Source organism: Pseudomonas sp. 22490 (genome assembly GCF_052044465.1).
Taxonomy (GTDB): domain Bacteria; phylum Pseudomonadota; class Gammaproteobacteria; order Pseudomonadales; family Pseudomonadaceae; genus Pseudomonas; species Pseudomonas aeruginosa.
The window spans coordinates 63,433-82,893 of sequence record NZ_JBQENS010000017.1 but is presented as its reverse complement, the minus strand read 5'-3'; the positions used below and the strand labels follow the sequence as shown (position 1 = coordinate 82,893).

Sequence of the window (19,461 nt, the reverse complement as noted above, 5' to 3'; positions counted from 1 at the left end):
CAAGAACCCGGACGGCGGCTGTTCTACAACGGAGCGGTGAATCTCGTTGGCCGGACCAGGGACGTCGCCATGCCTCGCTCCGCTCGCCTGTGTCGCTCGCTCCCGGTAGCCGCTTTCCCGGCGGCGCCGAGTCCGCCTGGTCCTCCAGTCACAGCAACCTTGGTTTCCCGACCCGGCGAAGAGGATCGCTGCATGCCGTACTGTTCGCCGGAACAACTCGCCGACCTAGGCCCGCTGCTGGATTGCCTGCGCCGCTGGCCGCGCATCCGCGAGCCGCGGCCGGGGGTGTTCTACCTGGGCGACCAGCCGTTCTGCCAGTTCCATTCGCGCAATGGCCAGCGCTGGGCCGACGTCAAGCGCCGCAAGGGGCGCCTGCCGCCGTTCGTTCTGCCGCCGGGCGACCAGCATTCGGCGCGGGCATTCCAGATATTCCTGCTCCAGGCCTACAAGCTGAACTGAACTGTTGCCCGGGCAACAGTCGGACAGCAGCGCTGTTGCGTGGCTGACAGGCCGAGGCCGGAAACCCGCCGCAACTGCCCGGAAAATGCACATTTCCCCGTTGGTACGGCCCTTGCTCCAGGGCACTGCACCTAGCGCAACAGTCCACAGGGAAATCCCATGACCAGCCCCTTCAAAGTCGTCGCCGTCTCCGGCGGCACCTATCGCCCGTCCCGCACCCTGGTACTCACCCAGGCCCTGATCGCCGAGCTTGGCCAGTCGTTGCCGATCGACAGCCGGGTCATCGAGCTGACCGACATCGCCGCGCCGCTGGGCGCTACCCTGGCGCGCAACCAGGCGCCGGCGGAACTGCAGGCGGTGCTCGACGAGATCGAAAGCGCCGACCTGCTGCTGGTCGCCTCGCCGGTCTACCGTGGCTCCTATCCGGGCCTGCTCAAGCACCTGTTCGACCTGATCGACCTCAACGCCTTGATCGACACCCCGGTGCTGCTCGCCGCCACTGGCGGCACCGAGCGCCACGCGCTGGTCCTCGACCACCAGTTGCGCCCGCTGTTCAGCTTCTTCCAGGCGATCACCCTGCCCATCGGGGTCTACGCCAGCGAGGCCGACTTCGACAACTACCGGATCGTCAGCGAGCCGCTGAAGGCGCGCATCCGCCTCGCCGCCGAGCGCGCCGCGCCGCTGTTCGGCGGACGCTCCGAACTGTTGAAGATCGCCTGAGGTGCGCCGATGAACGTGTTCTGGTTCCTCCCGACCCACGGCGATGGCCACTTCCTCGGCACCAGCCAGGGCGCGCGGCCGGTCTCGCTGCCTTACCTGAAACAGGTGGCACAGGCGGCCGACAGCCTTGGCTATCACGGCGTGCTGATCCCCACCGGACGCTCCTGCGAGGACTCCTGGGTGGTGGCCTCGGCGCTGGCGCCGCTGACCGAGCGCCTGCGCTTCCTGGTGGCGATCCGTCCGGGAATCGTTTCGCCGACCGTCTCGGCGCGGATGGCGGCGACCCTCGACCGCCTGTCCGGCGGGCGCCTGCTGATCAACGTGGTCACCGGCGGCGATCCCGACGAGAACCGCGGCGACGGCATCCATCTCGGCCACGCCGAGCGCTACGAGCTCACCGACGAGTTCCTTCGGGTCTGGCGGCGCGTCCTGCAGGGCGAGGCGGTGGACTTCCACGGCAAGCACATCCACGTGGAGAACGCCAAGGCGCTCTATCCGCCGCTGCAACGGCCGTATCCGCCGCTGTACTTCGGCGGTTCCTCGGAGGCCGCCCACGAACTGGCCGGCGAACAGGTGGACGTCTACCTGACCTGGGGCGAGCCGTTGCCGGCGGTGGCGGCGAAAATCGCCGACGTGCGCCAGCGAGCGGCTCGCCATGGGCGTACGGTGAAGTTCGGCATCCGCCTGCATGTGATCGTCCGCGAAACCGCCGAAGAAGCCTGGCGCGCCGCGGACAGGCTGATCGAACACATCTCCGACGAGACCATCGCCGCCGCGCAGCAGTCCTTCGCCCGTTTCGACTCCGAAGGCCAGCGACGCATGGCCGCGCTGCACGGCGGCCGCCGCGATCGCCTGGAGATCCAGCCGAACCTCTGGGCCGGGGTCGGCCTGGTGCGCGGCGGCGCCGGCACCGCGCTGGTCGGCGATCCGCGGCAGGTGGCGGAGCGCATCGGGGAATACGCCGAGCTCGGCATCGACAGCTTCATCTTCTCCGGCTATCCGCACCTGGAAGAGGCCTACCGCTTCGCCGAACTGGTCTTCCCGCTGCTGCCCGAACCCTACGCCAGCCTGGCCGGCCGTGGGCTGACCAACCTGACCGGGCCGTTCGGCGAAATGATCGCCAACGACGTGCTGCCGGCTCGCGCCGGCGCTTGAGCAGCCGGGCCCCCGAGGAGAAACCCCCTGTGAATGCGAAGACCCGCCCCGAGGCGCAAACGCCGTTGCAGATCGCCCGGCGCCTGGCCGCCGATTTCGCCGAGAACGCCGCCGAGCGCGACGTCGCCGGCGGTACCCCGAAGGCCGAGCGCGACGCGTTGCGCCGCAGCGGCCTGTTGTCGCTGATCATCCCGCGCGAATACGGCGGCCTGGGGGCGAGCTGGAGCGAAACCCTGCAAACCGTGCGCGAACTGGCCCGGGTCGACAGCTCGATCGCCCACGTCTATGGCTTCCAGCACCTGATGCTGGCCACCGTGCGCCTGTTCTCGCGGCCCGAGCAATGGCAGCCGTGGTTCGAGCTGACCGCGCGCAACCGCTGGTTCTGGGGCAACGCGCTGAACCCGCTGGACAACCGTACCGTGGCCCGGCGCTTCGACGGCTGGCGCGAGTTCTCCGGGAAGAAGAGCTTCTGCTCCGGCGCCCGCGATTCGGAGATGCTCATCGCCTCGGCACTGGACGGCGAGGGCGGGGCGCTGCTGATTGCCGCCATCCCCACCGCGCGCAGCGGTATCAGCCTGGGCCAGGATTGGGACAACATGGGCCAGCGGCAGACCGACAGCGGCAGCGCGATCTTCGAGCGGGTGCGGGTGGAGGAGAGCGAGTTGCTGCTCGATCCCGGGCCGCTGAGCACGCCGTTCGCCTGCCTGCGGCCGCTGATCGCCCAGTTGATCTTCACCGAGGTGTTCCTCGGCATCGCCGAAGGCGCCTTCGAGGAGGCTCGCCAGTACACCCTGCGCGAAGCGCGACCGTGGTTCCGCTCCGAGGTCGCCGAGGCCAATGCCGACCCCTATGTGCTGGCGCGCTACGGCGAATTCTGGGTCGGCCTGGAAAGCACCCGGGCGCTGGTCGAGCGCGCCGCGCAGCGCCTCGACGCCGCCTGGTCCAAGGGCCCGGCGCTGGACGCCAGCGAGCGCGGCCAGTTGGCCCTGGCCATCGCCGCCGCCAAGGTCGCCGCGACGCGCAACGGCCTCGACCTGTGCAACCGCATGTTCGAAGTCACCGGCGCCCGCTCCACTCACGCCGCCCTGCGCCTGGACCGCTACTGGCGCAACCTGCGCACCCAGACCCTGCACGACCCGCTGGACTACAAGATCCGCGAGCTGGGCGACTGGGCGCTGAACCAGTCACCGCCGCAACCGACCTTCTACTCATGAACGCTTCTACCCGTACTCCCGACCGGCTGCTGACGCTGCCACGTTCGCCGAACCTGGCGACCTCGATCCGCGCCACCGCCCAGGTCTTCGAGGATCCGAAGTCCCAGGCCCTGCTCGAACACCTGCGCCAGGTGGCGCCGAGCGAGGCCAGCGTGCTGGTGATCGGCGAGACCGGCACCGGCAAGGAACTGGTGGCGCGGCATATCCACAACCTCAGCGCGCGGCGCAACGGCCCGTTCGTGGCGGTCAACTGCGGGGCCTTCTCCGAGTCACTGGTGGAAGCCGAGCTGTTCGGCCACGAGAAGGGCGCCTTCACCGGCGCCCTGGCGGCCAAGGCCGGCTGGTTCGAGGAAGCCAACGGCGGCACCCTGTTCCTCGACGAGATCGGCGACCTGCCGATGCCGATCCAGGTCAAGCTGCTGCGTGTGTTGCAGGAGCGCGAGGTGGTGCGCCTGGGTTCGCGCAAGAGCATCCCCATCGACGTGCGCGTGCTGGCGGCGACCAACGTGCAACTGGAGCGGGCGATCAATGCCGGGCACTTCCGCGAGGACCTGTACTACCGGCTCAATGTCGTCAGCCTGGAGCTGTCGCCGTTGCGCGAGCGACCCGGCGACATCCTGCCGCTGACCCGCCACTTCATCGCCGAGTACAGCCGTCGCCTGGGCTACGGCCAGAGCCAGTTGAGCCCGGAGGCGGCGCAGAAGTTGCGTGCCTATTCCTGGCCGGGGAACATCCGCGAGCTGGAGAACGTCATCCACCATACCTTGCTGATCTGCCGCGACGGGCTGATCCGCGCGGATGACCTGCACCTGTCCAACCTGCGCCTGGAGCGTGGCGAGGAGCTAGCGCGCGGGGGCCCGGCGAGCGGCGCCGCCGAGCACTTGTTGCAGCAGGCTTTCCAGCGTCTGTTCGAAGAGCAGGGCGAGAACCTCCATGGGCGGGTCGAAGATGCCCTGCTGCGCGCGGCGTACCGTTTCTGCCACGGCAACCAGGTGCATACCGCCAACCTGCTGGGACTCAGCCGCAACGTCACGCGCACGCGGCTGATCGCCATCGGCGAGCTGGTGGTGAACAAGCGCGGTGGCCAGCGGATCGATGGCGAGCGGGCGGTGCGGTTGTCGATCTGACTTCAGGCGCTCGGATAAGCGCAAGCGGTTATTCGGCCAACCTCCCGCGACTATCCGCCGTGCCGGCGCTGCGGCATTCGCCCAAACCCAGTCGGGCGCAGTAGACTCGGCGCTTTGCGGAGCGTCTGGCTCCGCGCTCTGCGCCAGGTGGAACCGCCCGATGCCCGATACCTCTCCCGATCTGCCGGCCATGTCGCCGCTCGCCGCCTATCGTCAGGCCGTGGAACAGCGCGGTTTCGCTCCCGACGAGGCGCAGCGGCGCGCAGCCGAGGCGCTGGAGCGTTGTTTCCAGGCCCTGCACGAGCCGCACCGCCACGGCGCGATCCAGGGCGTCTACCTGTGGGGACCGGTAGGACGCGGCAAGACCTGGCTGATGGACCACTTCTACCAGTGCCTGCGCGTGCCCGCGCGGCGCCAGCACTTCCACCACTTCATGCAATGGGTGCACCAGCGCCAGTTCGAACTGACCGGTACAGCCGACCCGTTGCGCGCCCTGGCCCGCGAGTTGGCGCGGGACGTGCGGGTGCTGTGCTTCGACGAGCTGTTCGTCAGCGATATCGGCGACGCCATCCTGCTCGGCAGCCTGCTGCGCATCATGTTCGAGGAGGGCGTGGTGCTGGTGGCCACTTCCAACCAGCCACCGGAGCAGTTGTACGCCGACGGTTTCAACCGCGAACGCTTCCTCCCGGCGATCGAGGCGATCCAGCGGCACATGGCGGTGGTCGCGGTGGATGGCGGCCAGGACCACCGCCTGCATCCCGGCCGGGCCGAGCAACGCTACTGGGTGGTGGAGGCGGGGCAGGCGAGCGGTTTCGCCGAACTCTTCGCGCGCCTGAGTGCCGGCGAAGCGGCATCCACGCAGCCCATCGAACTGGGGCACCGCCCGCTGGCGGTGCACCGGCACAGCGAATCGGTGCTCTGGTGCAGCTATGCGCAGCTCTGCGAGGCGCCGCTGTCGGCACTGGACTTCATCGGCCTTTGCGACCGCTACCGGGCGATCCTGATGGACGACCTGCCGTGCCTGAGCGCCAGCCAGCGCGAAGGCCGCATAGCCCGTGGCACCGAGGACGGCGCGCAACTGGTGGAGGCGGGTGATCGCGAATTGCCGCAGTTGTCGGTGCACGACGACGGCGTGCGGCGCTTCATCGCCCTGGTGGACGAATGCTACGACCGCAAGGTGCCGCTCTACCTGGAGGCCAGGGTGCCGTTGGAGGCACTTTATACCGAGGGCTACCTGGCCTTCGCCTTCCGTCGCACCCTCAGCCGGCTGCGCGAGATGCAGCTGGCACGCTTCGGCAGCGACAGCGCCGGCTAGCGCCGCGCCGCCGAAGCGGGAACTGCGGATGGCCGCCCGCGCTCATCCGCCGGCCAGGCCGAGGCTCAGTAGCCGTGCCGGCGCAGCAGCGCGTCCATGTCTTGCGCCGCCGGGCGGCCCTGGAACTTCAGCAGTTCCGAGGTGCGGTTGGTGAAGAAACCGTCGACGCCGGCCGCGCCTAGGGCCTTGAAGTCTTCCGCCGAGTCCACCGAGTAGGCATGGATGAACAACCCGCGCGCGTGGGTCATGCGGTTCATCCAGGGTTTCACCAGGTCGGCGTAGCTCTGTTCGCCGCGTTCGCTGAGGGTCGCCGAGGGCCCGGTGCCCAGCGCGCCGTGGGCCTTGGCCCAGTCCAGCCAGGCGCCGAACTCGGCTTCGGACTTCACTTCCTGCCTGGCGTAGAAGGCCGCCTTGTCGGTTTCCCCGGATTCCTTGAAGGTCACTGGCGAACGGGCTTCCAGGTAACCGTCGCCGAGCCACAGCAGGAGAATCTTCGGCACTTGCGGCATGCTTTCTTGCAGCAGCTCCAGGCTGCTCTTCTCGAAGGTCTGCAGGATCACCCGGCCATTGCCGTGGGCCACGTCGACATGCCCGGCGGCGGCGCGCTCGCGGGGTTGCAGCCAGCCGCGGCGTTCCAGCAGCTTGCGCAGGTCGTCTTCGATGCCGGGGAATTGCGCCGGTACCTTGGTCTCCAGGTACAGGCCCGGCTTGTTGGCGCCGCCCTCGGCGATGTCGAGCATCTCGTCGAGGGTGAGGATGCGCAGGCCGACGAAGCCGGGCCGGGCGCGCTCGGGGAAGGCGCGATTGAACCAGGAGCCGGCGTCCAGGCGCTTGAGTTCGGCGAGAGTGAAGCTGCTCACCGGGTCCTTGGCGCGCTCCGGGAAGACCTCGGCGACGTCGGTGGTGCGCTCCAGGGTGTCGTCGTGGAGGGCGACCAGCACGCCGTCGCGGCTGCGCTGCACGTCGGCTTCCAGGTAGTCGGCGCCGAGGTCGCGGGCCAGCAGGTAGGCCGCGGCGGTTTCCTCGGGGGCGTCGTACGAGGCGCCGCGGTGGGCGATGACCGCCGGCCAGGGCACGCCGGCGGCGGCGCTGAGGGCCTTGCCGGACGGCTCCGCGGCCTGGGCGGCGAGCCCCGCTGTCAGGCCGAGGAGGCCCAGGGTCTTGAATGTTCCTTGCCAGAATCTTTGCCGCATGAGGCGCCTTTCCTTCTTTCTTTTTCACGGGATTGCCGACCAGTCTGGCGTCGCCGGATGACCGGAGGACGACAGATACAGGTCTGTCCGGCGCGGGGAAAGATGCGCTGTCGCGGCGACGCTGGTTCCTGTCGCCCTCGGTAAAGCGCCAGCCCTCCCAGGCCGGGAGGGCGGATTCTACAGGCGTTTGTTCAGCAGGCGGGCCAGGCGGTCGCCGCCGAACTGGATCAACGTGACCAGCAGCACAAGGACGATGATCACGGTGAGCATCACCTGGGTGTCGAAGCGCTGGTAGCCGTAGCGGTAGGCCAGGTCGCCCAGGCCGCCGGCACCGATCGCGCCGGCCATGGCCGAGGAATTGATCATGGTCACCAGGGTGATGGTGAAGCCGCCGACGATGCCCGGTCGCGCCTCCGGCAACAGTACGTTGCAGATGATGTGGCGGCGTTCGCAGCCCATCGCCTGGGCCGCCTCCACCAGGCCGTGGTCGACTTCGCGCAGGCTGACCTCGGCGATCCGCGCGAAGAACGGCGTGGCGGCGATGGTCAGCGGCACCACCGCGGCCCAGACTCCATAGCTGGTGCCGACGATCATCCGGGTAAAGGGAATCAGCGCCACCATCAGGATCAGGAAGGGTACCGAGCGCAGCACGTTGACCAGACCGCCCAGGATGCGATTGAGCAGGCGCGCCTCGAAGATCCCGCCCGGCCCGGTGGTGACCAGCACCAGGGCCAGCGGGATACCCACCAGCAGGACGATGGCGGAGGACGCGCCGATCATCAGCAGGGTATCGAGGAAACCTTGCCAGAGCCGTTCAAGCATGGGCGACATGGCCGAGCACCTCCACCTTGTCCGCCACCAGCGCGGCCTTGGCCAGCACGCCGGGAAGCTCGCCGGGCGGCGCGCCGACCTGTAGCAGCAGGCGCCCCAGGGCGCGGCCCTGGATACGCTCTATGCCGCCGTGGAGCAGGTCGACGCGCTGGCCGATGGCCCTGGCGATGGCCAGCAGGTCCGGCACCCGTCGGCTGGCGCCGGTGTACTGGAGATCGAGCAGCACCGGGTCGCCGGCGCCGGGAGCCTGGCGCAGGCGCGCCTGGAGGTCGGCCGGGAGGGCGGCGCGCAGGCTGCCGAGCAGGCTTCGGGTGACGGCATGGCGCGGATCGCCGAAGACTTCCCAGACTTCGCCCTGTTCGACGATGCGGCCGCATTCGAGGACCACCACGCGGTCGCAGATCTCGCGGATGACCGCCATCTCGTGGGTGATCAGGACGATGGTCAGGCCCAGCCGGCGGTTGATGTCGCGCAGCAGCGCGAGGATCGCCTGGGTGCTCTCCGGGTCCAGCGCCGAGGTGGCTTCGTCGCAGAGCAGTATCTGCGGCTGGTGCACCAGCGCGCGGGCGATGCCGACGCGCTGTTTCTGCCCGCCGGAGAGCTGCGCCGGATAGGCGTCGCGTTTTTCCTCCAGGCCGACCAGTTGCAGCAGCCCGGCGACCCGCTCCTCGATCCGTGCCCGGGGCACCCCGGCCACCCGCAGCGGCAGGGCGATGTTCTGCCACACGGTCTTGGCCGACATCAGGTTGAAGTGCTGGAAGATCATGCCGATGCGTCGGCGCAGGGCGACCAGGCGCTGGCCGTCGTAGCCGCCGATGTCTTCGTCGTCGATCAGCACCTGCCCCTCGCTGGGACGCTCCAGGCGATTGAGGGTGCGGATCAGCGAGGACTTTCCGGCGCCGCTGCGGCCGATGATGCCGAACACTTCGCCGCGGCGGATTTCCAGGTCGATCTCCCGCAGGGCCTGGACTCCACCGGGGTAGCGCTTGCCCAGGCCGTGGAGACGGATGTGCGGCGTGGAGGCGCGCGTGTCGGGCGCCGTCGGGAACGGTTCGAGGGGCAGCAGGCTCGGGGGAACGGTCATGGCCGTCACTCCCAGCCCGGCTGGTACAGCGTGCCATGGGCCTTGTCCAGCGCGGCGCGGACCACCGGTGAATGCTGGTAGATGTCGACGAAGCGCGCCAGGCGGCCGTCGCGGTCCTGGTAGTCGCCGCGGGTGACGAACTGGATCACGTATTCCCGGTTGTCGATCCCGTCGAACAGCAGTGCCCGGGTCGGGTCGATGGTCCCGGCCAGGCGCAGGTAGTGCGGGTAACCCTGGGCCAGGTCGAAATCGTCGAGGGCGCGCGCCAGTTGCACCGCCTCCAGCTCGGTGATGCGGATGTCCTTCGGGTTGTCGACGATATCGTCGAGGGTCGCCTTGTAGCCGACGCCGTCCCTGAGCTTCAGCAGGCCGGCCTTCTGTAGCAGTTGCAGGCCGCGGCCGCCATTGATCGGGTCGTTGGCGATGGCCACGCTGGCGCCTTCCGGCAACTCTGCGAGGCTGGCGTAGCGCTTCGAATAGAGCCCGACGTTGTTGATGATCCCCGGCGCGAACGGCTTCAACTGGAAGCCGCCTTCGCGGTTGGCGTTTTCCAGGAAGGGCACGTGCTGGAAGTAGTTGGCGTCGATGTCGCCCTGGGCGAGGGTGATGTTGGGGGCGTTCCAGTCGCTGAACTCGACCAGTTCGACCTTCAGTCCCTGCTTGCCGGCTTCGCTCACGGCGACTTCCAGCGGCGGGGCGAAGGCGGCGGTGGTGCCGATCTTCAGCGGGGCGTCGGCGGCCTGGGCCGGGCCGCTGCCGAGGAGGACGGCCAGGCTCAGGGTTTTCAGGGTGTTCAGCATGGTGGGCTCCTGAACGAAAGGGAAAGTGGGGTCAGGCCTGGCGCTGGCGCGCGGCCGGGGGCTGGCGGAAGGCGGCGCCGGCGTGTTCCGCCTGCAGGCGCGCGCGGCCGCCGCCGAAGAGCTTCTCCCGCAGGGTGCCGGGTGCGTAGGCGGTCTTGTAGCTGCCGCGTGTCTGCAACTCGGGCACCACCAGGTCGATGAAGTCGGCGTAGCTCTCCGGCTCCACGGTGCGGGTCAGATTGAAGCCGTCCAGGCCGGTATCGGCGATCCAGCCTTCGAGGTCGTCGGCGACCTGGCGCGGGTCGCCTACCAGGGTCACGTAGCGGCCGCCCAGGGCCAACTGGTCGAGGAGCTTGCGCACGGTGGAGTCGGTGCGCGCCACGGTGAGGTTCTTCACCACCGACTCGATGGCGTTGTTCTTCTCGTAGCGGATCGGCTCGTCGAGCCCGTAGCGCGACAGGTCGATGCCGCTGGAGCTGGCGAAGTGCGCCAGGCCGGCCTCGGGGCTGGCGTAGCGGCGGTACTCGGCATGCTTGTCGCGGGCCTCGGCCGCGGTGGCGGCGACGATCACGTTGATGCCCATGAAGATCCTGATGTCCTCGGCGCGACGGCCGGCGCCGACCACCGCCGCGCGGATGCGCTGCACCAGTTGGCGGGTGGCCTCGCGGGTTTGTCCGGAGACGAACACGCATTCGGCGTGGCGCGCGGCGAAGGCCAGGCCACGCTCCGAGGAGCCGGCCTGGAACAGCACCGGGGTGCGCTGTGGAGAGGGCTCGGCGAGGTGGTAGCCCTCGACCTGGTAGAACTCGCCATGGTGGCGGATCTTGTGGATCTTCTCCGGCCGCGCGTAGACCCGTCGCTGGCGGTCGGCGAGCACCGCGTCGTCTTCCCAGCTGCCCTCCCAGAGCTTGTAGAGGACCTCCAGGTACTCGTCGGCGCGGTCGTAGCGGCGGTCGTGCTCGATCTGCGCGGACTGGCCCATGGCCTTGGCCGCGCTTTCCAGGTAGCCGGTGACGATGTTCCAGCCGATCCGCCCGTCGCTCAGGTGGTCGAGGGTCGAGAGCCGCCGGGCGAACGGGTAGGGCGCCTCGTAGGTGAGGTTGGCGGTGACGCCGAAACCCAGGTGCTCGGTGACCCCGGCCATGGCCGAGACCAGCATCAGCGGGTCGTTCACCGGCAACTGGACGGCTTCGCGGGCGGTCACCTCGATGCCGCCCTGGTAGACGTCGTAGACGCCGAGGATATCGGCGATGAACAGGCCGTCGAACAGGCCGCGCTCCAGCAGCCGGGCCAGCTCGGTCCAGTGGCGCAGTTTGCGGTAGTCGCTGGAGCGGTCGCGTGGGTGGGTCCAGAGGCCGTGGTTGATATGGCCGACGCAATTCATGCTGAAGGCGTTTAGGAGAATCTGCTTCTTGCTCATGGCGGTTCCTTCGGCGTTCAGAGCGTGCCGCGGCGTGGCGGCAGGCGGCCGTTGAGGTAGTAGTCGCCGACCGCGTGGTACTTCCAGCGCACCGGGTCGTGCAGGGTGTGTACGCGGGCGTTGCGCCAGTGGCGGTCGAGACCGAGTTCGGCGAGACAGGCGCGGCTGCCGCCAAGCTCGATCAGCTTGCTGCCGGCCAGCAGGGCGACCTCGGTGGTCAGCGCGCGGGCTTCGGCGACGGCGATCGAGGCGGCCGCCACGCTTTCCGCGTCCGGCTCGGCGGTGGCCCGGTCGAGCACCCGCCCGGCACGCTCCAGCAGCGCTTCGGCGGCGTGCAGGCGGATCGCCAGGCGGCCGATCTCGTGGATGGTCAGTGGGTCGGCGCTGGCCTTGTCGACGCCGGAGTCGACCCAGGGCCGGGCGCGCTCGCGGACGAAACGCAGGGTGTCCTCGAAGGCGCCGCGGGCGATCCCGGCGTCGATCGCCGCGTGGAGGATCTGTGCCAGCGGGCCGACGGTGGTCGGGCGCTCGAAGGCGTCCTGGAACGAGACCACGTCCTCGGCGGCCACCGCTACCCGGTCGAACAGCGCCGAACCGCTGCCGGTGGTGCGTTGACCGAAGCCGGACCAGTCGTCGACGATTTCCAGCCCGGCGCTGTCGCGCGGGACGAAGGCCAGTTGCTGGCGGCCCTCGTCGTCCACCGCCAGGGTCGGCACCCGCTGCGCGTAGAGTGCGCCGGTGCAGTAGAACTTGCGCCCGTCCAGGCGGTAGCCGTCGCCGTCGCCGTCGGCGCGCAGGCGGGTACGGCGCTCGCTGGCGGTACGCGTGCCGATCTCGGCCAGGGCGTTGCCGAAACGCTCGCCGGCCAGGGCGGCGCCGAACAGGCGACCTTTCTGCGCCGGCGAGCCGTTCACCCGCAGCACTTCGAGGGCGTAGAAATGGTTCTGCGGAATCTGCCCCAGGGAACTGTCGGCGGCGCTGACGATCGCCACCACCTTCGCCAGGGTCACCCGCGAGACGCCGGCCCCGCCGTATTCGCGGGGCACCGCGATGCCCCACAGGCCGGAGCGGGAGAACAGTTCCAGTTCTTCCAGCGGCAGGCGCCGCTCGCGGTCGCGCTGGATGCTTTCGCGGGCGAACAGGGCGGCCAGCTCGCGGGCCGTTTCCAGGGCTTCGTCGTCGCTGCCGATGCGATGGGCAGCGGCCGTGGGATTGTCGCGCGTAGCGTGTGCGAGGCTCATCGGGCGCTCCTCAGATCCATGAGTGACGCGCCGGACGGGCGCCGTTCAGGTAGTAGTCGCCGACCGCGTGGACTTTCCAGCGCACCGGGTCGTGCAGGGTATGGGTGCGGGCGTTGCGCCAGTGCCGGTCGAGGTTGAACTCGGCGAGCGTGGCACGGCTGCCGGCCAGCTCGAAGAGCTTCTCGCTGGCGGCCAGGCTGATCTCGGTGCTCAGCACCTTGGCCTCGGCCACGGCGATCGAGGCGCGTGCCGCCGACTCGGCGTCCACCGGCCGCGCGGCCACTTCGTCGAGGACCTGGCCGGCCTTCTCCAGCAGGGCGTTGGCGGCGTGCAGCTCGATTTGCAGGCGGCCGACCTCGGCGATGCTGTAGAGCTCATCGCTGGCGCGTTCGACCTGGGCGTCGATCCAGGGCCGGCTGCGTTCGCGGACGAAAGCCTGGGCGTCGTCCAGCGCCGCCTGGGCGATGCCGGCGTCGATGGCGGCCTGGATCAGTTGCGAGACGGCGCCCTGGAGGCTCGGGATCTCGGCCAGCAGGCCGTTGTGGATCAGCATGTCGCCGGCTACCGGAACCTCGTCCAGCAGTACCGTGCCGCTGGCGGTGGTGCGCTGGCCGAAGCCGGACCAGTCGTCGACGATGCGCAGGCCGGGAGCGCCGCGCTCGACGAAGAGCATCACCGCGCGTTCTTCCTCGTCGATGGCCTTGACCGCCACCCAGTGGGCGAACAAGGCTCCGGTGGAGTAGAACTTCTCGCCGCTGACCCGGTAGCCGTCGCCGTCGCGACGGACCCGCGCCTTCAGCTCCAGGGTGTGGCGGGTATTGCGCTCCGGGCCGGCGTTGGCCAGCCGGCGGCCGTCGAGGATGCCACGGAACAGCTTGCGTTTCTGCGCCGGGCTGGCGACGTTGTCGATCACGCTGAGCAGGCCGAACTGGTTCTGCGGAATCTGTCCGAGGGCCGGGTCGGCGGCACAGATGACACGGAACACCTCGGCCAGGGTCACATGGGAAACCTGCGCGCCGCCATGGGCGCGGGGAATGCCGATGCCGCCCAGGCCGAGGCGGGTGAAGAGTTCCAGTTCCTGCCAGGGCAGGCGTCGTTCGCGGTCGCGTAGCGCCGCTTCGCGACGGGCCAGTCCGGCTACCTCGTGGGCGGCCTGCAACGCCTGGGCGTCGTTCTCGATGAGGCGTGCCGGGAGTAGCCGGGGCGCCTGGTCACGAAGATCCTTGGGTGCGGTTTCGTCGGTCATGGTTCAGCCTTGCAGCGTGGTGGTTCCGCCAGCGGCATCGGTGTGGCGCGGCTCGCGGGTTCGGTGGTGCGGGTGGAACGCCTGGAGGAGGGAGGGGAAACAGGCGGTAACGACATGCTCGCTGGGCACCTCTGGCAGTTCGGATAGGTGGCTGGCGCGATCGCCAAGCCTCTGCCGGGTCTGTTTGCACAAGCCGTGCCGTTTGCTAATCCATAGAAAAATCAAAGAGTTGGAGGTTTTCTCCAACAGTTTCTGCTGGTCCGCGGGCGCTGCCTGTTGCTCCGCTGTTGCCAGGGCAACAGTTACCGGCGGATTACAGCCGGATGCCGCGCGCCGGCGCCGTGCTGCTAGGGTGATAGGGTTTCGCGCGCGGCGGCCTGGCGCGCGTCCACCCACTCGGATCGTCGAAGGAACTCCCATGCAGAGCGCTAACGCTTCAGAACTCACCACCGACATCGCCGTGATCGGCGGCGGCGCGGCCGGCATCGGCGTGATCGCCAGCCTGCTGAAACGTTCGCCGGGGTTGCGTATCAGCCTGATCGAGCCGGCGGACACCCACTACTACCAACCGGGCTGGACCCTGGTCGGTGGCGGCGCCTACGCACAGGGCGACACCGCGCGGCCGATGGCCGGGCTGGTCCCGCCCGGCGTGGAGTGGTTGCGCACCCGCGTCGAGCGGGTCGACCCCGAGGCGCGCCGACTGTTGCTGGAGGGCGGCGACAGCCTGGAATACCGCAACCTGATCGTCTGCCCCGGCCTGCGCCTGGCCTGGGAGCGCATCGAGGGCCTGGAGGAGACCCTGGGGCGCAACGGCGTCACCTCCAACTACCGCTACGACCTGGCGCCCTACACCTGGGAGCTGGTGCGCGGCCTGCGCGGCGGCAAGGCGCTGTTCACCCAGCCGGCGATGCCGATCAAGTGCGCCGGGGCGCCGCAGAAAGCCATGTACCTGTCCTGCGACCACTGGCTGCGGGAGGGCGTGCTGCAGGACATCGAGGTCGAGTTCGACCTGGCCGGCGCGGCGTTGTTCGGTGTCGCCGATTTCGTTCCGCCGCTGATGGAGTACGTGCGCAAGTATTCGGCCGAGCTGGCGTTCAATTCCAACCTGGTGAAGGTCGACGGCGCGGCGCGCAAGGCCTGGTTCGAGGTGAAGGACGCCGACGGCAACACCAATCTGGCGGAAAAGGACTTCGACCTGCTGCACGTGGTGCCGCCGCAACTGCCGCCGACCTTCGTCGCCGCCAGCGGCCTGGGCGACGCGGCCGGCTGGTGCGAAGTCGACCCGGCGACCCTGCAACATGTCCGTCATGGCGAGATCTTCGCCCTCGGCGATGTCTGCGGCACCGCCAACGCGAAGACCGCGGCGGCGGCGCGCAAGCAGATCGTGGTGGTGGCCGAGAACCTTCTCGGCCTGCGCAGCGGCCGTGGCCTGCCGCTGCGCTACGACGGCTACGGCGGTTGTCCGCTGACCGTCGAGCGCGGCCGGGTAGTGCTGGCGGAGTTCGGCTATGCCGGCAAGCTGCTGCCGACCTTCCCGCTGGAGCCCACCGCGGCCAGCCGCTTCGCCTGGCTGCTCAAGCGCCACGTACTGCCCTGGGTGTACTGGAACGCCATGCTCAAGGGCCGGGAGTGGCTGGCGCGGCCGGGGCGCTAGACCGGGCGGCAGCCCTCGGCCTGACCCTCCGCACGGCCGGCCTCAAAGCTCGTGGGCGAACGGCAGGTCCGGCCCCACCCGCGAGCAGGTGACCGCCGCCGCGCGGATGGCGAAGGCGAGCATCGCGTCGATCGCTTCCCGCGACAGCGCGGCTAGCCCGGCCGGGCTGTCGGCGTCGAGGCGGCGGAGGTAGGCGAGGGTCGCCGCCTGGAAGGTATCGCCGGCGCCGACCGTATCGCGCAGTGGCAGGGCGGTATCCGCCGGGCGACTCCAGCTGCCGTGGGCGCAGTGCACGCTGGCGCCGGCCCCGCCGTGGGTGACGAAGACCAGCCGGCAGCGCGAGTTCAGCCAGTCGCGGGCCACCTCGCCGGGGGCGCGGCCGGGGTAGAGCAGGGCCAGGTCTTCCTCGCTGGCCTTGATCAGGTGCGCATGACTGGCGAAGGCCTCGACCCGGCGCCGCCAGAGGTCGATGTCCGGCTGCGGGTCGAGGCGCACGTTGGGATCCAGGCTGACCAGGCGCCGGCCGCTCTCGCGCCGGACCAGCGCCAGCAGGGTGTCGGCCACCGGTGTCACCACCAGGGTATAGGAGCCGACGTGCAGCCCGCGTATCCGCCCATCCAGCGTCGGCAGGTGTTCCAGGCGCACCTGGCGGTCGGCGCAGCCGTCGCCGCGGAACTGGTATTGCGCCGAGCCGTTGGCGTCGAGGCCGACCATCGCCAGGGTGGTCGGGGCGTCGCTGGGCACCAGGAAGCCGCAGTCCACGCCTTCTTCTTCGAGCACCCGGCGCAGCCGCGTGCCCAGGTAGTCGCTGGACAGCCCGCCGAACAGCGCCGCCTCCACGCCCAGCCGGCGCAGGCCGACGGCGACGTTGAACGGCGAGCCGCCGGCGATCGCGGTGAAGCCCAGCTCGTTGCTGCGCGCAGCGCTTTCCAGGCTGAAGACATCGAAAAGGGCCTCGCCACACACCAGGTACATGCAGATCTCCAAAACGCCAGAAGAGGAAGGAAAGCGACCATTATCGCGGAGGCAGGAGCTCCAGGTAACGCCGGTAGGCCTGTTCGTAGGCCGCCTGTTGTCGCGCCTGGGGCTGGGTGCGGGTCGACTCGTCGAGCGCCACGCAGCGCCGGCACAGGGCTTCCAGGCTTTCACCGGCGCCGCTTTCGCGGCCCAGGCTCCAGGCCGCCTGGAGCGCCGCGCCAAGGGCGGCGGCCTCGGTCTGCCGCGGACAGACCAGCGGCAGGCCGAGCAGGTCGGCGAGCGTCCGCCGCCACAGCGGGTTCTTCGCCGCGCCGCCGACCAGGCGGACTTCCTCGCCCGGCAGGCCGCTGGCGCGCAGCAGGTCGAGGCCGTAGCGCAGGCCGAAGGCGGTGCCTTCGAGCACCGCCCGGCAAAGATTGGCGCGGCTCAGGTTGGCCGCGGTCATGCCATGCAGGCTGGCGCTGGCGTGCGGTAGCGCCGGAACCCGCTCGCCGTCGAAGAACGGCAGCATCAGCAGACCCTCGGCGCCGACCGGCGCCTGGGCGGCCAGCCGGGAGAATTCGTCGAGGTCGAGGTGCAGCAGGTCCTGTACCAGGCCGCAGGCACCGGTGAGGTTCATCGTGCAGGCCAGCGGCAGCCAGCCGCCGGACGAGGCGCAGAAGGTCGCCAGCTCGCCGTGCGGACTGACCAGCGGCCGCTCGGCATAGGCGCTCAGGGTGCCGGAGGTGCCCAGGCTGGCGGTGAGCAGGCCGGGGCGGATGTTGCCGGTGCCGATGGCGGCGAGCATGTTGTCGCCGCCGCCGCAGGCGACCCGCGTGTGGGGAGCCAGGCCGAGGGCGGCGGCCGCTTCGGGGCGCAGGTTGCCGATGCAGGCGCCGGGCTCGATCAGCTCCGGCAGCGCTGCCGCCAGGCGTCCGCCCGGCTCGACCAGCTCCAGCACGTCGCTGGCCCAGGTGCGCCGGCGCACGTCGAAGTAGCCGCTACCGGAGGCGTCGCCCGCTTCGCTACAGACGCGGCTGGTGAGCCAGTGGTTGAGGTAGTCGTGGGGCAGGAGGATATGCGCGACGCGGGCGAACAGCTCGGGAAAGCGTCGCCTGCTCCAGAGCAGCTTGGACAGCGTGTAGCCCGGCGCGAGCACCAGCCCCAGGCGTTCCAGCGAGCCGGCCGGGCCGCCGAGGGCTTCCAGCAGTTCGCGGTTCTCCGCCGCGCTCTCGGTGTCGCACCAGAGCTTGGCCGGGCGCAGCGCCCGGCCCTCGGCGTCGAGCAGGAGCAGCCCATGCTGCTGGGCGGAAACCGCCAGGGCGCGGACCTCGCGGCCGTCCACCGCGGCTTCTTCCAGGGCCATGCGTACCGCGCTGGCCATGGCTTCCAGCCAGTCCGCCGGGTCCTGCTCGCGGCGTCCGTCGCGGCCTTCCGGCGGGCGCTGCGCGGCGCTGCCCAGGCCCAGCGTGCGGCCGCTGCCGGCGTCGAGCAGCAGCGCCTTGCTACCCTGGGTGCCGCAATCGATGCCGAGGAACAATCCGTGCATGCGGCCCTCCGGAGTCATTCGCCGAGTACCTGGCGCAGGGTTTCGCTGACGCCGTGTCGGCGCAGGCTGTCGTAGAGCCGCTCGAAGGCCTCGACGAAGGCCGCCGATGCCGGGATCGCCGGGCCGAACACGGTCTCCACGCCGAGCAGGCGCCGGCCCAGGCCGTGGCGTTCGGCAACCAGCGCCTGGCATTCGGCGGCGCGCGGATCGGGAATCGGGTAGCGTTCGCCATGCTCGTCGACCCCGCCCAGGTACAGCGCCCAGGCCGCCACCACCAGGGCCACCCGTTCCAGCGGCCGGCCGGCGGCGATCAGCCGATTGGCGGTGGGGACGATGAACTTGGGAAACTTCGACGAGCCGTCCGAGCAGACCCGTTCCAGTTGGTCGGCGATGGCGCGGTTGGCGAAGCGCTCGACCAGGCTGTCCTTGTAGCGTTCCAGGTCGATCCCCGGTACCGGTGCCAGCAGCGGGGCCACGTCGCGGTCCATGAAGGCCCGCACGTAGCGGCGCAGCAGCGGGTCGCCGAGGGTCTCGTGGACGAAGCGGTAGCCGCGCAGGAAGCCCAGGTAGGTGAGCGCCAGGTGGCTGCCGTTGAGCAGGCCGATCTTCATCTCCTCGTAGGGCGTGACGTCGTCGGTGAACTGCACGCCGACCTTTTCCCAGGCCGGGCGCCCAGCGCTGAAACGATCTTCCAGCACCCATTGCACGAAGGGTTCGCAGACCACCGGCCAGGCGTCTTCCACGTCGTGCCGTTGGGCCAGTTGGCGGCGGTGGGCGGGGCTGGTCATCGGGGTGATGCGGTCGACCATGGCGTTGGGAAAGCTGACGTGCGTCGCGATCCAGCGCGCCAGCCCCGGGTCGAGCCGTTCGGCGAAGGCCAGCAGCGCCTTGCGCGCCACCTCGCCGTTATGCGGGAGGTTGTCGCAGGACATCACGGTGAACGCCGGCACGCCTGTGTCGCGGCGCCGCCGCAGAGCCTCGCAGAGAAAGCCGAAGACCCCGCGCGGGGTCCGCGGGTTGGCCAGGTCGTGGCGCACCAGCGGCAACTCGGCGAGGAACTCGCCGCTGCCATCGTCGATGCAGTAGCCGCCTTCGGTGATGGTCAGCGAGACGATGCGGATGGCCGGCTCGGCAAGTTTTTCCAGCAGCGCCTCGGCGCCGTCCTCGGCGAGCAGCATGCCGCTGATGGCGCCGATCACGCGGACCTCGGTGTCCGGTTGGTCGCCCAGCTCGTAGAGGGTGTAGAGGTAGTCCTGGGCGGCCAGGGCGTCGTGCATGGCGCGGTCGTCGCTGCGCAGGCCGGCGCCGCAGATCGCCCAGTCGAGGGCTTCGCCGCGGTTCATCAGGGCGTCGGTGTAGGCCGCCTGGTGCGCGCGGTGGAAGCCGCCGACGCCGATGTGGACGATGCCCTGGCGCAGTTGCGCGGGGTCGTAGGACGGGCGGGCGACAGCGGTCGCCAGCAGGGGGAGGTGCTGCCGGTTGAGTTTCATCGGTGG

General features: G+C 69.9%; 17 protein-coding genes. 7 read left to right on the top strand and 10 right to left on the bottom strand.

What is annotated here, in order from left to right; all coding sequences use genetic code 11:
• Positions 1–192 precede the first annotated feature (192 nt).
• The 6 genes from ACTJJX_RS19535 (at position 193) to zapE (ending at position 5,990) form a co-directional block, all read left to right on the top strand.
• The gene (locus ACTJJX_RS19535; protein WP_003104712.1) at positions 193–459 is read left to right on the top strand and encodes a hypothetical protein; all 267 of its coding nucleotides are present in this window, start codon (positions 193–195) and stop codon (positions 457–459) included.
• A gap of 159 nt (positions 460–618) precedes the next feature.
• A complete protein-coding gene (gene msuE, locus ACTJJX_RS19530; protein ID WP_003089470.1) occupies positions 619–1,179 on the top strand; it encodes an FMN reductase in 561 nt (186 codons plus the stop codon).
• 9 nt (positions 1,180–1,188) lie between these two features.
• The gene (ssuD, locus tag ACTJJX_RS19525; protein WP_016852878.1) at positions 1,189–2,334 is read left to right on the top strand and encodes an FMNH2-dependent alkanesulfonate monooxygenase; all 1,146 of its coding nucleotides are present in this window, start codon (positions 1,189–1,191) and stop codon (positions 2,332–2,334) included.
• A gap of 29 nt (positions 2,335–2,363) precedes the next feature.
• Positions 2,364–3,548: an acyl-CoA dehydrogenase family protein gene (locus tag ACTJJX_RS19520; protein WP_003104714.1), complete on the top strand. Its 1,185-nt coding sequence runs from the start codon at positions 2,364–2,366 to the stop codon at positions 3,546–3,548.
• Positions 3,545–4,675: a sigma-54 interaction domain-containing protein gene (locus ACTJJX_RS19515; RefSeq protein ID WP_003111445.1), complete on the top strand. Its 1,131-nt coding sequence runs from the start codon at positions 3,545–3,547 to the stop codon at positions 4,673–4,675. Before ACTJJX_RS19520 ends, ACTJJX_RS19515 begins: the two co-directional genes overlap by 4 nt.
• Positions 4,676–4,835: 160 nt before the next feature.
• Positions 4,836–5,990: a cell division protein ZapE gene (zapE, locus tag ACTJJX_RS19510; protein ID WP_003122701.1), complete on the top strand. Its 1,155-nt coding sequence runs from the start codon at positions 4,836–4,838 to the stop codon at positions 5,988–5,990.
• A gap of 65 nt (positions 5,991–6,055) precedes the next feature.
• Here zapE and ACTJJX_RS19505 read toward each other — a convergent pair whose 3' ends face one another.
• The 7 genes from ACTJJX_RS19505 to ACTJJX_RS19475 all read right to left on the bottom strand — a co-directional run bounded on the left by ACTJJX_RS19505 (position 6,056) and on the right by ACTJJX_RS19475 (position 13,805).
• Positions 6,056–7,183, bottom strand: coding sequence for a glycerophosphodiester phosphodiesterase (locus ACTJJX_RS19505; RefSeq protein ID WP_003122702.1), 1,128 nt, complete (start codon positions 7,181–7,183; stop codon positions 6,056–6,058).
• A gap of 177 nt (positions 7,184–7,360) precedes the next feature.
• On the bottom strand, positions 7,361–8,014 hold the full coding sequence (locus ACTJJX_RS19500) for a methionine ABC transporter permease (RefSeq protein ID WP_003111646.1): 654 nt from the start codon (positions 8,012–8,014) through the stop codon (positions 7,361–7,363).
• Positions 7,998–9,107, bottom strand: coding sequence for a methionine ABC transporter ATP-binding protein (locus ACTJJX_RS19495; RefSeq protein ID WP_003144045.1), 1,110 nt, complete (start codon positions 9,105–9,107; stop codon positions 7,998–8,000). Before ACTJJX_RS19495 ends, ACTJJX_RS19500 begins: the two co-directional genes overlap by 17 nt.
• Positions 9,104–9,898, bottom strand: a complete 795-nt coding sequence (locus ACTJJX_RS19490) for a MetQ/NlpA family ABC transporter substrate-binding protein (RefSeq protein WP_003115004.1) — start codon at positions 9,896–9,898, stop codon at positions 9,104–9,106. Before ACTJJX_RS19490 ends, ACTJJX_RS19495 begins: the two co-directional genes overlap by 4 nt.
• Before the next feature lie 31 nt (positions 9,899–9,929).
• Positions 9,930–11,318 carry an LLM class flavin-dependent oxidoreductase gene (locus ACTJJX_RS19485; protein WP_016852879.1) on the bottom strand — a complete coding sequence of 463 codons (1,389 nt, stop codon included), beginning with the start codon at positions 11,316–11,318 and terminating at the stop codon, positions 9,930–9,932.
• Between the two features lie 17 nt (positions 11,319–11,335).
• Positions 11,336–12,559 carry an SfnB family sulfur acquisition oxidoreductase gene (locus ACTJJX_RS19480; protein WP_016852880.1) on the bottom strand — a complete coding sequence of 408 codons (1,224 nt, stop codon included), beginning with the start codon at positions 12,557–12,559 and terminating at the stop codon, positions 11,336–11,338.
• A 10-nt stretch (positions 12,560–12,569) separates the two neighbouring features.
• Complete coding sequence (locus tag ACTJJX_RS19475) at positions 12,570–13,805, bottom strand: SfnB family sulfur acquisition oxidoreductase (RefSeq protein WP_003106870.1); 1,236 nt, start codon at positions 13,803–13,805, stop codon at positions 12,570–12,572.
• Between the two features lie 418 nt (positions 13,806–14,223).
• Here ACTJJX_RS19475 and ACTJJX_RS19470 point away from each other — a divergent pair, with 418 nt between their 5' ends.
• Positions 14,224–15,459: an NAD(P)/FAD-dependent oxidoreductase gene (locus tag ACTJJX_RS19470; RefSeq protein WP_003106867.1), complete on the top strand. Its 1,236-nt coding sequence runs from the start codon at positions 14,224–14,226 to the stop codon at positions 15,457–15,459.
• Between the two features lie 42 nt (positions 15,460–15,501).
• Here the strand turns inward: ACTJJX_RS19470 and ACTJJX_RS19465 are convergent, their stop codons facing one another.
• The 3 genes from ACTJJX_RS19465 to ACTJJX_RS19455 are packed head-to-tail and all read right to left on the bottom strand — an operon-like array spanning position 15,502 to position 19,455.
• Positions 15,502–16,434, bottom strand: coding sequence for a carbohydrate kinase family protein (locus tag ACTJJX_RS19465; protein ID WP_016561907.1), 933 nt, complete (start codon positions 16,432–16,434; stop codon positions 15,502–15,504).
• Between the two features lie 40 nt (positions 16,435–16,474).
• The gene (gene xylB, locus ACTJJX_RS19460; protein ID WP_073656842.1) at positions 16,475–17,983 is read right to left on the bottom strand and encodes a xylulokinase; all 1,509 of its coding nucleotides are present in this window, start codon (positions 17,981–17,983) and stop codon (positions 16,475–16,477) included.
• A complete protein-coding gene (locus ACTJJX_RS19455) occupies positions 17,980–19,455 on the bottom strand; it encodes a mannitol dehydrogenase family protein (RefSeq protein WP_003105368.1) in 1,476 nt (491 codons plus the stop codon). Before ACTJJX_RS19455 ends, xylB begins: the two co-directional genes overlap by 4 nt.
• Between the last annotated feature and the right edge of the window lie 6 nt (positions 19,456–19,461).